We start from the raw sequence: 12,355 nt of genomic DNA, 5'->3' as shown, positions 1-12,355 counted from the left end.
TATTTAAGAGGATTTCTTCCGGTAGATTTCAACCGTGTCGGCACCGGCGGCGAAGAGCGCCGTGCGTTCGAACCGGTTCATGTGCTCAGGGCTATCCAAGCCGATTTCAGCGATCGACGCCAGCCCATCCCCGCCGATCACCCCGGGCGCCCGGAACCAGTGGATCCGGTCCACCAGGCCGGCCTTGAGATAGGCAGCGGCCACGGCAGCCCCGCCCTCAATCAGCACCCGGGTGAGCCCAAGCTCGCCCAGGGCAGCCATGACGTAAGGCGGATGCGGGTGGCCCTGTTCGTCGCCGATCACGGCATGCGCCTCGACGCCAGCGTCCGCATAAGGTTGCCGCTTCTTCTTGTCCTGGCCACGGTTGGTGATGAGGACGGTGCGCACCTCGCCCGCACTGGCGACCAGCTTGCTGGTCAGCGGCGTGCGCAGGCGGCCGTCGAGCACCACGCGCACCGGCGATCGATCCTCCAACCCCGGCAAGCGGCAGGTCAGCTCGGGATCGTCGGCCAGCACCGTGCCGCTGCCGACCAGGATCGCGTCATGGGTCGCGCGCAGCTTGTGACCATGGGCGCGGGCGAGCGCGCCGGTGATCCATTTGCTGTCGCCGCTCCTGGTCGCAATCCGGCCGTCGAGACTGGAGGCGATCTTCAAGGTCACCATCGGCCGGTGCTCGCGGACCTTGGTGAGGAAGCCGAGATTCGCCTCCTCCGCCTCGCTGCCGAGCAGACCGACCTCGACTTCGATCCCGGCATCGTGCAGGCGCCGGATGCCGCGGCCGTTCACCTCCGGGTAGGAATCCTTGAGTGCCACGACGCAGCGGTTGATACCGGCCTCGACCAGGGCATCGGCGCAAGGCGCTGTCTTGCCGTGATGCGAGCAAGGCTCCAGCGTGACATAGGCAGTGCCGCCGCGCGCCTTCTCGCCCGCCATGCGCAGGGCCTCGGTTTCGGCATGGGGCCGACCGCCGGGCTGGGTCCAGCCGCGGCCGACGACAGATCCCGCCACGTCGGTGACGACGCACCCGACGGCGGGATTGGGCGCCACGCGCCCCAGCCCGCGCTCCGCCAGGAGGAGTGCGTGGCGCATATGCTCGATGTCGAGAGCTTTAGTCGTTGCCGTCGCCAAGCTTGTCGACGAAGGCCTCGAAGTCCTTCGCCTCGCGGAAGTTCCGATAGACCGAGGCGTAGCGGACGAAGGCGACCTTGTCGAGATTGGAGAGCGCGTCCATCACCGCCTCGCCGATCGCGTTGCTCTGGATCTCGTTCTCGCCGGAGCTTTCCAGGCGCCGCACGATCCCGTTCACGACCCGGTCCAGCCGCTCGCTGTCCACCGGGCGCTTCCTGAGCGAGATCTGCATCGAGCGCATCAGCTTCTCGCGCTCGAAGGGCTCGCGCTGGCCGTTGCTCTTCACCACCGTGAGCTCGCGCAGCTGCACGCGCTCGAAGGTGGTGAAGCGCGCGCCGCAATTGGTGCATTGGCGGCGCCGGCGGATCGCGGCGTTGTCGTCGGTCGGCCGTGAATCCTTGACCTGGGTATCCTCGTTACCGCAGAACGGACAACGCATCGTCTCCCCTCAACTTTAAACCTTGGTCCCCGTATTCGCCCCTAGCTGTAGATCGGGAAGCGCTTGCAGAGCGCACTCACTTCCTTGCGGACTTCCTGCTCGACGGCGCCGTTGTTCTGCGGATTCTTCGCCAGAGCATCCAGCACCTTCACGATCATCTCGCCGACTTGGCGGAACTCCGCGGTGCCGAAGCCGCGGGTGGTCGCGGCCGGCGTGCCGAGACGGATGCCCGAGGTGATGGTCGGCTTCTCGGTGTCGAACGGAATGCCGTTCTTGTTGCAGGTCATGCCGGCATGCTCGAGGCTCGCCTCGGAGATCTTGCCGTTCAGCTTCTTCGGCCGCAGATCGACCAGCATCAGATGGTTGTCGGTGCCGCCCGTGGTGATCGCGAAGCCACCGTCGATCAGCGTCTTGGCGAGAACCTTTGCGTTGTCGATGACCTGCTGCGAATAGACCTTGAACTCCGGCTTCAGCGCCTCGCCGAAGGCCACGGCTTTCGCGGCGATCACATGCATCAGCGGACCGCCCTGCAGGCCCGGGAAGATCGCCGAGTTGATCTTCTTGCCGAGCTCTTCATCCATGGAAAGGATCATGCCGCCGCGCGGACCGCGCAAAGTCTTGTGCGTGGTCGTGGTCGCGACATGGGCATGCGGGAACGGGCTCGGATGGACGCCCGCGGCCACCAGGCCGGCGAAATGCGCCATGTCGACGAAGAAGATGGCGCCGACCGCATCCGCGATCTTGCGGAAGCGTGCAAAGTCCCAAAAGCGCGGGTAGGCGGAGCCGCCGGCCAGGATCAGCTTCGGCTTGGTCTCATGCGCCAGCTTCTCGACCTCGTCCATGTCGATGGTCAGGGTCTCCTGGTTGACGGTGTAGGGCACCGGCTTGAACCACTTGCCCGACTGGTTGGCGGGCGAGCCGTGGGTCAGGTGACCGCCGGCCGCGAGATTGAGGCCCATGAAGGTGTCGCCCGGCTGCAAGAGCGCCATGAACACGCCCTGGTTCGCCTGCGCGCCGGAATGCGGCTGCACATTGGCGAAGTTGCAGTTGAACAGCTTCTTGGCGCGTTCGATCGCCAGCGCCTCGGCGATGTCCACGTATTCGCAGCCGCCGTAGTAACGCCGGCCGGGATAGCCCTCGGCGTATTTGTTGGTCAGCACCGAGCCCTGCGCCTCCAAGACAGCGCGGGAGACGACGTTCTCGGACGCGATCAGCTCGATCTGGTCCTGCTGGCGGTGCAACTCCTCGCCGATCGACTTGAAGAGATCGGGATCCTGATCCTTGAGCGAGGCGGTGAAGAATCCGGGCATCGGCTTGTAGGCGTTCATCGGTCTATCCTCGTATTGCGACAAGCGCGCGGCTTGTCACCCCAGTTTCGCGACACGGTTTTGGTGGCGCCCACCTTCGAAGTCTGTCTCCAAAAACACCCGCAAACAGTCTTTTGCGACATCGAGCCCGATGATCCTGGCGCCCAGGCAGAGCACGTTGGCATTGTTGTGGAGGCGGGTCAGCCGCGCCGTGGTGGCGTCATGGACGACGCCGGCGCGGATGTGGCGGTGCCGGTTGGCGGCGATCGAGATCCCTATCCCGGTGCCGCAGACCAGCACGCCCCGCTTCGCCCTGTCCTCGGCCAGCGCGCTGGCGAGTTTCCCGGCAAAGTCGGGGTAATCGACGGAGGCGGAACCCTGGGTTCCGAGGTCCAGCGGCGAAAACCCGAGCTCTTCCAGGGCGCCTTTCAGGGCCTCCTTGAGCTCGAAACCAGCATGGTCGCTGGCAATCGCGATGGTTTCCCGGTTTCCCGTCATTTCCGCCCGGCCGCCTGGGTTGATCGGGGCCTGGGGCTGCCCCGTATGCCCCGGGCCTGGAGGGCCAGAACCCGGAAGGGGCATACCATATCTCCGGCGCCGGGCCGGCAACAACCACAAACTAAGGGATGAGGCTCGGTCTTATGGCGGATCCGCGCCGGGCGTTAACCGGCGGGAATTGCGTTGATTTCACTCCGCCCGGAAGGTGCCGCCGCTCCAGATGAACCAGCCAAAGCGCTGCCGGGTGATGTCGCCCTTCGCATCCCAGGAAAGGTCGCCGATCACCGTCGGCACCGTGTTCTTCCGCAGCCAGGCCGCCATTACCTTGCCATCGGTCGACCCGGTCGCGGTGGCCGCGGCGGCGAAGGCCTGGACCGCGGCATAGGCGTTCAAGGTATAGCCTTCCGGCTCGTAGCCCGCCTTCCGGAACCGGGCGACAGCCTCGCGCGCCGAAGGCAGGTCGATTGCCGAAGGCATATCGGAAAAGCGCACGCCATCGGCCGCCGGGCCGGCGAGCTCGGGAAACTCCGACGTGTTCAGCGCGTCGCCGGAGATCCACTCCGCCTTCAGGCCTTTCTCATGCGCCTGGCGCAGGATCCGGGCTTCGTCGTCGTGGTAGCCGCCGACATAGACGACATCGACCTTGCCGACGATCAGGGTGTCGATCAATTGGACGAAATCCTGGTCGCTGTGCCGGTAAGCGGTGCGCATCTGCGGCACCAGCCCGCCCTTGGTCATGTATTCGAACGCCATGTCCGCCAGCCCGCGCCCGTAGGGCGAGCCGTCGTCGATCACCGCGACATTCTTTCGGGCGTAATGCTTGGCGATCCAATCGCCGGCGAAGATGCCCTGCTGGTCGTCGCGGTTGGCGACCCGCATCACCGTGCCGATGCCCTTGGCAGCTGCCTCGTCGGTCAGCGCCGGATTGGTCGAGGCCGGGGTCATCTGCAGCACGCCGGCCTCGGCATAGACAGACGAGGCCGGGATCGATGAACCGGAGCAGAAATGCCCGTCGACGAAGACCGCGCCCTGCTCGATCAGGTCGTTCGCGACCCCGACCGCCTTGCGTGGATCGCACTGATCGTCGCCCAGCACCAGGCGCAGCTTCTTCCCGAGCACCCCGCCCTTGTCGTTGATCTCAGCGACCGCCGCCTCGGCGCCACGCCGCAGCTGCTCGCCGAAAACCGCGAGATCGCCGGTCATCGGCCCGGCGGCGGCGATGGTGATCTCGTTCGGATTGGCGGGCGGCGCCTTCGGTCCGGCGGCGCAAGCGGAGAGCAGTGCAGCGACGAGGCCGGCCAAAACCAGCGCTCGGAGATTGGCGATCATGCGCGGCGACTCCTCTTGCCTCTGGAAATCCTAATCAGCCGCCGGTTGCAGCACAATGATGCGCTCCTGTGACGCGCTGCCGGCACAAAGAAAAGGCCCGGGCTTGCGCCCGGGCCTTCCGTTCAGCCTCCTTGCGGAAGCCGACGTTTTAGTTCAGCGGCTCCTGGATGGCCTTGCCGTCGTGATAGACGTACCAGGCGTAGTTGACCTTGGTCAGGTCGCCCTTGGCGTCCCAGGTGAGCTCGCCGATCGCGGTCTTCTGGGGATGGGCGCGGAGAACCGCCGCGACCTTCTCGGCATCGGTGCTCTTCGCCTCATTGGCGGCGGCGGCCCAAGCCTGGATCGCCGCGTAGCTGTTGAGGGTGTAGCCTTCCGGCTCGTACTTCTCGGCGCGGAACTTCTCGACCACCGCCTTCGCGGAGTCGAGGTTCACCGCCGAAGCGCCGTCGCTGTAGCGCAGGCCTTCGCCGGCCGGACCGGAGATCGACCAGAACTCCGCGGTGTTCAGAGCGTCGGCCGAAACGAAGGCCGCGTTGAAGCCCTGCTCACGCGCCTGACGAACCATCAGGCCCACGTCATTGTGGTAGCCGCCGATGTAGACGACGTCGATCTTCGCTTCCTTCATCTTGGAGATGAGGGCCGAGAAGTCCTTTTCCTTCTGCGTGTAGGTCTCGCGCAGAGCCGTCTTGCCGCCGGCGCCTTCGAAGTTCTTCTGGGTCTCGTTGGCGAGGCCCTGGCCATAGGCCGACTTGTCATCAAGGATGGCGACATTCTTGCCCGGATAGGTCTTCGCCAGCCACGGACCGGCGAACACGCCCTGCGCGTCGTCACGGCCGCAAGCGCGGAAGATGGTCTTCACGCCCTTCTTCGCCGGATCGTCGGTGAAGGCCGGGTTGGTCGAGGCCGGCGTCATCTGCAGGATGCCTTCCTCGATGTAGACTTCCGAGGCCGGGATCGACGAGCCGGAGCAGAAGTGGCCGGCCACGAAGACCACGCCCTTCGCTGCGAGGTCGTTGGCGACCTGGCGGGCCTGCTTCGGATCGCACTGGTCGTCGCCGATCTCGAGTTTCAGCTGCTCGCCGTTGACGCCGCCGGCAGCGTTGATGTCCTTCACCGCCATCTCGGAGCCACGACGCAGCTGCTCGCCGAACGCGGCGAGATCGCCCGTCATCGGACCAGCGACCGCGATGGTGATGTCAGCCTGCGCGTCATGGCTGGTCACGAACGCCCCCAACGCCAAGGCAGCAGCCATGGCCGTCGTGGTAATGAGCTTCTTGTACATTGGTAGCCTCTTCCCGTTGTTCGTTGCGTCCAATCGCTTTGTGCAATCGGACTTGTATCCAATCTTGCGCACCCAGTGTCGCGGGTCAACCCGCTAGCGGCAGCCGGTCGCGCACCCCGGTCGCCGAAACGCTCCAATCACTTACAATTGCGCGGCACGTCAGCCGCGCACCCGCCATGAGAGCAGCCCAGAACGCTCATACAACCAAGGGTACTGCTGCACCATTTTGCGTGCAAGAGTCATCCGATGTGCAAAAAGCGCGATGGCGACGATGATGACGGCGTCCAGCAGGTAGTGGCTGATTGAGAGCCAATCTCCCTGAAACAAGGCGAAATCAATGAAATGATTGCCGACCGCGAGGAGAAGCCCGTAGGTCACGTTCTGCCATGCCGGACGCCAGGTATCGGCAATCGCCTGCCCCATCAGGAACGCAGCGAAACCGAACAGCACGAAGGTGACGCCGAGAACTTCGCCGAAGCTGAACTCGCTCATGCCGTCTCTCCCGAACGCCGATTCTCAGAGGCCATCAGTGATGTCCGCCTTCGAGATAGGCCGCGCGCACCTCGGCATTGCTCAGCAGTTCCTTGCCGCTGCCGCTCAGCGTGATCTTGCCGTTGACCATCACGTAGCCGCGATGGGCGAGCTTCAGCGCGTGGTTGGCGTTCTGCTCGACCAGGAAGACGGTGACGCCCTGCTTCTCGTTGATCTCGCGGATAATCGAGAAGATCTGCTTCACGATCAGCGGCGCTAGGCCCAGCGATGGCTCGTCGAGCAACAGGAGCTTCGGCCGGCTCATCAGCGCGCGGGCGATCGACAGCATCTGCTGCTCGCCGCCCGAAAGCGTGCCGCCGCGCTGGCGCTGGCGCTTCTCCAGGACCGGGAACATGGTGAAGGCCCGTTGCAGGTCCTCGTCGAAGAACTTCGGGTCGGTGGTGAGCGCGCCCATCTTCAGGTTCTCGAGCACGGTCATGCGCGGGAAGATGCGGCGTCCCTCGGGCGACTGGGCGATGCCCAATTGCATGATCTCGTAGGTGGGCAGCCGGCTGATGTCGCGGCCGGAGAACACGATCGAGCCTTCGCGGATCCGCGGCGAGCCGCAGATCGACATCAGCAAGGTCGACTTGCCTGCGCCGTTGGCACCGATCAGGGTGACGATCTCGCCGGTGTTGATGGTGATGTCGACGGCGCGCAGGGCCTCGATATGCCCGTAGAAGGAGCGGATGCCGGAGACCTGCAGCATGGCTTCGCTCATGCGCTACTCTTTCTCTTCCTCGCCGAGATAGGCGCGGATCACCGCCGGATCCTTCTGGATCTCGGCCGGGGTCCCGTCGGCGATCTTGCGGCCGTAGTCCAGCACCACGATGTGGTTGGAAATCCCCATCACGACGCTCATGTCGTGCTCGATCAGCAGCAACCCGATCCCGGCCCGGTCGCGGATCTCCAAAAGGAGCTCGTTGAGCTCCGCCGATTCCCGCGGGTTCAAGCCGGCGGCCGGCTCGTCGAGGCACAGCAGCACCGGATCCGTGCACATCGCGCGTGCGATCTCCAGCCGCCGCTGGCCGCCATAAGGCAGGCTGCCGGCCGGCTGGTCGGCCAAGGCCAGCAGCCCGACGCGCTCCAGCCATTGCACCGCCAGGTCCTTGGCCTCCGCCTCGGCGCGGCGATAGCCCGGCAGGCCCAGCAGCCCGAGGATGGTCCAGCCGGACGCCTGCATCAGCTTGTTGTGCTGCGCGACGATCAGGTTCTCCAGCGCCGACATGCCGGGGAAGAGGCGGATGTTCTGGAAGGTGCGCGCGACCCGGGCGCGCTGGCCGATCCGGAAGCCGTCCATCTGCTCCAGCAGGTAGGTCGCGCCGTCCCCGCGCTGCAGGGTGATGCGGCCGACCGAGGGCTTGTAGAAACCGGTGATGCAGTTGAAGAGCGTGGTCTTGCCGGCGCCGTTCGGGCCGATCACGCCGGTGATCTGGCCGCGCCGGGCGGTGAAGTTCACATCCTCGACCGCCACCAGGCCGCCGAAGCGCATGGTCAGATGCTCGACCGTCAGCAGGATGTTGCTGTCGGTCGGATGATTGGCCTGGACCGGAATCGCGGTCATGGCTTGATGCCCCGCGCGGTGGCGCCGGTCGCCGAGGGCGCGTGCTTCGGATCGAGGGCGATGGTCGGCTCGCGGTGCGCCAGCAGTCCGCGCGGCCGCAGCAGCATGATCATCACCATGCACATTCCATAGAACAGCATGCGGTAGAGCGAGAGCTCGCGCATGACCTCGGGCAGGCCGACCAGCAGGATCGCGGCCAAGGCGACGCCGACCTGGCTGCCCATACCGCCCAGGACGACGATTGCCAGGATCTGCGCGGATTCGATGAAGACGAAGCTCTCCGGGCTGACGAAGCCCTGACGGGTCGCGAAGAACGAGCCGGCGAAACCGGCAAACATCGCGCCGATCGCAAAGGCGGTGAGCTTGGTGTTGGTCGGGTTGATGCCGAGCGCGCGGCAGGCGGTCTCGTCCTCGCGCAACGCTTCCCAGGCGCGGCCGATCGGCAGCTTCCTGAGGCGGATCGTCACGAAGTTGGTGATCAGCGCCAGCACCAGGATCACGTAGTAGAGGAAGATCGACCGGTGCATGGTGCTGAAGTCGAGATTGAAGAAGGTCGCGAAGGTGTCCTGCCCTTCCGGCGCCTTGCGGTCGAACGGCAGGCCGAAGAAGGTGATCTTGGAAAGATTGCCCAATCCGTTCGGGCCGCCGGTGAAGACCTGCCAGTTGATCAGCACGATGCGGATCATCTCGCCGAAGCCCAAGGTCACGATCGCGAGATAGTCGCCGCGCAGCCGGAGCACCGGGAAGCCGAGCAGCACGCCGAACAGCGCGGCCAGGAGGCCGGCGATCGGCAGGCATTCCCAGAAGCCGAAGCCGAACACGATGCTGAGCTTGGCATAGGTGTAGGCGCCGACCGCGTAGAAGGCGACATAGCCGAGATCCAGCAGACCGGCGAGACCGACGACGATGTTCAAGCCCCAGCCGAGCATCACGTAGGTGAGGATCAGGATCAGCGTCTCGACCACCTGGCGCGTGTTGTTCGACCAGGGCGATATGTAGACCAGCCCCGGCACCACGACCGCGATGATGATCAGCGCCGGCCCCAGGATGCCCGACATCCGGCGCGCCCAATGCGCGCGGCGCTCTTCCCGCGCCTCGCGCGCCGCCAGGGTCATGGCGCCATGCCGCGCCGCCCGCCGCGTGGAGACCGCGGTGCCGAAGATGAACAGGCCGCCGAGGCCGAAGATCACGTTGACCATCGGCTGCTGGTAGGGGAACAGCAGGCCCTTGTAGATCGCGTCGAAGGTCGGGTTCTCCGCCGGCTCGAACAGGCCGGTGGCACCACCGACGAACAGATAGACGAAGGCGAGGCCGCCGCCGATCAGCGCCGGCAGGCTGCGCCCCAGCCGATTGAGCGCGATCAGGAAGCGGCCGAGCGGCACCAGGATGCAGGCCCAGATCACATCCGAGAACTGGGTGACGAAGCTCAGGGGCTGGCCCTGGGCGGCCTCGGTCTTGAAGCCGACCATGTAGATCGAGAGCAGGAACACCAGCACCGTCGTGATCGATGCCTCGCGGGCCGCCTCGATCACCGGCGACGGGGCCTTCTTCACCGGCATTGCACCGCGGATAGCGACGTCGGCCATGATCAGACCTTCTCCACTTCAGGCCGGCCGAGCAGGCCGGTGGGTCGGAAGATCAGGACCAGCACCAGGATCGAGAAGGCGGCGACGTCCTTGTACTCCGAGGTGAAATAAGCCGACCACATGGCCTCGATCAGGCCGATCAGGATGCCGCCCAGCATCGCGCCCGGCAGCGAGCCGATGCCGCCCAGCACCGCCGCGGTGAAGGCCTTGATGCCGGCGACGAAGCCCATGAAGAAGTCGTTGTTGCCATAATAGAGCGTCACCATCATGCCGGCGACGGCGGCCAGCGCCGCGCCCATGACGAAGGTCAGCGAGATGGTGCGATCGACGTTCACGCCCAGCAGCGAGGCCATCTTCATGTCCTGCTCGCAGGCGCGCTGCTGGCGACCGAGCGAGGTGTTGCCGATGGCAAAGGCCACCGCGCCCATCACCACCACGGTGACGATGATGATCACGATCTGCAGATAGCCGAGCTGCACGGTGAAGCCCGCGGTCTCGGCGCTCATCAGCTCGAAGCCGCCGCGGATGATCGGCTCGACCGGCTTGGGCCGCGGGCCTTGCAGCAGCTGCACGTAGTTCTGCAGCAGCACCGACATGCCGATCGCCGAAATGAGCGGCGCCAGGCGAGTCGAGCCGCGCAAGGGGCGATAGGCGATCCGCTCCACCGTCCAGCCATAGGCGGCGGTGAGCACGACCGAGACGATCAGCATCAGCAGCAGGATCGCCGGCACCCAGGTGATGCCGAGCGCGCCGCAGATCAGCAGCATGATCATCGCCTGGAAGGCGCCGATCATGAACACGTCGCCATGGGCGAAGTTGATCATGCCGATGATGCCGTAAACCATGGTGTAGCCGATCGCGATCAGCCCATAGACCGAGCCCAGGGTCAGTCCGTTGATCAGCTGCTGGAGGAAATAGGGAAACCAATCCATGTGCGATCGCCTGCCGGATTATTCCGCGACCATTGGGACGGGAGCGGCGACGGAATTTCCCCGCGCTTCCCTGCCTGCCTTCCGAATTTGGCAGGACTTCCAGACCTGAATGATTGTCTTTCCCGGTTCCGTTGGAACCGGGCTCCACTCTGCGACGCTCAGCATTCCCCGCTCTCGACCTTCGCTGGCCGGCCGATGGTTCGGCCCGATCCGCGCTGTCGTTATTTGCCGGAACCTAGCCCAAGCCCCTTGTAGGAACAAGAGATATTGCACCCCAAGGATTGCGTTCCTTACCTGTTCCCGGGATTGGTCCCGCGTTTGGCGAGCACATATTCCAGCTTGCGGACCGCCAGGCGCGTCAGTTCGGTGTCGCCGACGTTGGGCGCGCCGACGATCGATACTTCGGTCAGGGTCGCCGGGTCCATGGCGGTCACTTTCACCGCATTGCCAACGCGGTGAAACTCGATGATATACCCTTCTTCCTCGGACATGCCCCGCCCTGGTGTGAGCCGTATTCAATTTGGATTCTAGCATCGATCAGATGTTGAGGAGAGTGAGATGAGTTCCGCCCGCCACGGTTCCAAACCCGAGTTCACCTGGGATGACGCGCTGCTGCTCGACGAGCAGCTCAGCGAGGAGGAACGGCTGGTGCGCGATACTGCGCGCGGCTATGCCCAGGACAAGCTGATGCCGCGCGTGCTCATGGCGAACCGGCATGAGAAGTTCGACCGCGAGATCATGAACGAGCTGGGCGAATTGGGATTGCTGGGCTCGACCATCGACGGCTATGGCTGCGCCGGCACCAACTACACCTCCTACGGCCTGGTGGCGCGCGAGATCGAGCGCGTCGATTCGGGCTATCGCTCGGCGATGTCGGTGCAGTCGAGCCTGGTCATGCACCCGATCCATGCCTATGGCACCGAGGAGCAGCGCCAGAAATACCTGCCGCGCCTGGCCTCCGGCGAGATCGTCGGCTGCTTCGGCCTGACCGAGCCCGACCACGGATCCGACCCCGGCAGCATGAAGACCACGGCGAAGAAGACGTCCGGCGGCTATGTCCTGAACGGCGCCAAGATGTGGATCACCAACTCGCCGATCGCCGACGTCGCGGTGGTCTGGGCCAAGACCGAGGACGGCGTCATCCGCGGCTTCGTCCTGGAACGCGGCATGAAGGGCTTCTCGACGCCGAAGATCGAGGGCAAGTTCTCGCTGCGCGCCTCGGTCACCGGCGAGATCGTCATGCAGAATGTCGAGGTGCCGGAAGCGAACCTGCTGCCGAATGTCTCAGGCCTCAAAGGCCCGTTCGGCTGCCTCAACAACGCGCGCTATGGCATTGCCTGGGGCGCCTTGGGCGCCGCCGAGTTCTGCTGGCACCAGGCCCGCTCCTACACGCTGGACCGCAAGCAGTTCGGCCGGCCCTTGGCCGCCAACCAGCTCATCCAGAAGAAGCTCGCCGACATGCAGACCGAGATCACGCTCGGCCTGCAAGCCTGTCTCAGGGTCGGCCGCCTGAAGGATGAAGGCCGCGCCGCGCCGGAGATGATCTCGCTGATCAAGCGCAATTCCTGCGGCAAGGCACTCGACATCGCGCGCACCGCCCGCGACATGCACGGCGGCAACGGCGTCAGCGACGAATTCCACGTCATCCGCCATGTGATGAACCTGGAAGCCGTGAACACCTACGAAGGCACGCACGACATCCACGCGCTGATCCTCGGCCGCGCGCAGACCGGAATCCAGGCCTTCATGGCGGAGTAGC

At 65.1% G+C, this 12,355-nt stretch carries 13 protein-coding genes; 1 reads left to right on the top strand and 12 read right to left on the bottom strand.

Annotation, left to right across the window (positions count from 1 at the left end; all coding sequences use genetic code 11):
• Positions 1 to 3 precede the first annotated feature (3 nt).
• The 12 genes from ribD to ACH2CY_RS14200 all read right to left on the bottom strand — a co-directional run bounded on the left by ribD (position 4) and on the right by ACH2CY_RS14200 (position 11,087).
• Positions 4 to 1,089 (bottom strand): bifunctional diaminohydroxyphosphoribosylaminopyrimidine deaminase/5-amino-6-(5-phosphoribosylamino)uracil reductase RibD, encoded by a 1,086-nt coding sequence (ribD, locus tag ACH2CY_RS14255; RefSeq protein WP_395019937.1) that lies wholly within the window; start codon positions 1,087 to 1,089, stop codon positions 4 to 6.
• A gap of 19 nt (positions 1,090 to 1,108) precedes the next feature.
• Positions 1,109 to 1,567 carry a transcriptional regulator NrdR gene (nrdR, locus tag ACH2CY_RS14250; protein ID WP_395019936.1) on the bottom strand — a complete coding sequence of 153 codons (459 nt, stop codon included), beginning with the start codon at positions 1,565 to 1,567 and terminating at the stop codon, positions 1,109 to 1,111.
• 41 nt (positions 1,568 to 1,608) lie between these two features.
• Positions 1,609 to 2,877 carry a serine hydroxymethyltransferase gene (gene glyA, locus ACH2CY_RS14245; protein ID WP_395019980.1) on the bottom strand — a complete coding sequence of 423 codons (1,269 nt, stop codon included), beginning with the start codon at positions 2,875 to 2,877 and terminating at the stop codon, positions 1,609 to 1,611.
• 54 nt (positions 2,878 to 2,931) lie between these two features.
• Positions 2,932 to 3,372 carry a ribose 5-phosphate isomerase B gene (gene rpiB / locus ACH2CY_RS14240; RefSeq protein ID WP_395019935.1) on the bottom strand — a complete coding sequence of 147 codons (441 nt, stop codon included), beginning with the start codon at positions 3,370 to 3,372 and terminating at the stop codon, positions 2,932 to 2,934.
• A gap of 189 nt (positions 3,373 to 3,561) precedes the next feature.
• Positions 3,562 to 4,701 carry a branched-chain amino acid ABC transporter substrate-binding protein gene (locus tag ACH2CY_RS14235; RefSeq protein WP_395019934.1) on the bottom strand — a complete coding sequence of 380 codons (1,140 nt, stop codon included), beginning with the start codon at positions 4,699 to 4,701 and terminating at the stop codon, positions 3,562 to 3,564.
• A 148-nt stretch (positions 4,702 to 4,849) separates the two neighbouring features.
• Entirely contained in the window at positions 4,850 to 5,983 is a 1,134-nt protein-coding gene (locus ACH2CY_RS14230; protein WP_395019933.1) for a branched-chain amino acid ABC transporter substrate-binding protein, read from the bottom strand.
• A gap of 159 nt (positions 5,984 to 6,142) precedes the next feature.
• The gene (locus ACH2CY_RS14225; protein ID WP_395019932.1) at positions 6,143 to 6,475 is read right to left on the bottom strand and encodes a DUF6867 family protein; all 333 of its coding nucleotides are present in this window, start codon (positions 6,473 to 6,475) and stop codon (positions 6,143 to 6,145) included.
• Between the two features lie 34 nt (positions 6,476 to 6,509).
• Complete coding sequence (locus ACH2CY_RS14220; RefSeq protein WP_395019979.1) at positions 6,510 to 7,223, bottom strand: ABC transporter ATP-binding protein; 714 nt, start codon at positions 7,221 to 7,223, stop codon at positions 6,510 to 6,512.
• A 15-nt stretch (positions 7,224 to 7,238) separates the two neighbouring features.
• Entirely contained in the window at positions 7,239 to 8,078 is an 840-nt protein-coding gene (locus ACH2CY_RS14215; protein WP_395019931.1) for an ABC transporter ATP-binding protein, read from the bottom strand.
• A complete protein-coding gene (livM, locus tag ACH2CY_RS14210) occupies positions 8,075 to 9,664 on the bottom strand; it encodes a high-affinity branched-chain amino acid ABC transporter permease LivM (protein ID WP_395019930.1) in 1,590 nt (529 codons plus the stop codon). Before livM ends, ACH2CY_RS14215 begins: the two co-directional genes overlap by 4 nt.
• A 2-nt stretch (positions 9,665 to 9,666) precedes the next feature.
• A complete protein-coding gene (locus tag ACH2CY_RS14205; protein ID WP_395019928.1) occupies positions 9,667 to 10,596 on the bottom strand; it encodes a branched-chain amino acid ABC transporter permease LivH in 930 nt (309 codons plus the stop codon).
• Between the two features lie 290 nt (positions 10,597 to 10,886).
• Positions 10,887 to 11,087 carry a DUF6898 family protein gene (locus tag ACH2CY_RS14200; protein WP_395019927.1) on the bottom strand — a complete coding sequence of 67 codons (201 nt, stop codon included), beginning with the start codon at positions 11,085 to 11,087 and terminating at the stop codon, positions 10,887 to 10,889.
• A 67-nt stretch (positions 11,088 to 11,154) separates the two neighbouring features.
• Between ACH2CY_RS14200 and ACH2CY_RS14195 the strand changes: the two genes are divergently transcribed.
• Positions 11,155 to 12,354, top strand: coding sequence for an acyl-CoA dehydrogenase (locus ACH2CY_RS14195; protein ID WP_395019926.1), 1,200 nt, complete (start codon positions 11,155 to 11,157; stop codon positions 12,352 to 12,354).
• Position 12,355: the final 1 nt, after the last annotated feature.

The sequence above is a fragment of the Dongia sp. genome (genome assembly GCF_041905885.1).
Taxonomy (GTDB): Bacteria; Pseudomonadota; Alphaproteobacteria; order Dongiales; family Dongiaceae; genus Dongia.
The sequence above is the reverse complement of the archived record's forward strand: the minus strand, read 5'-3'. Positions and strand labels throughout refer to the sequence as shown.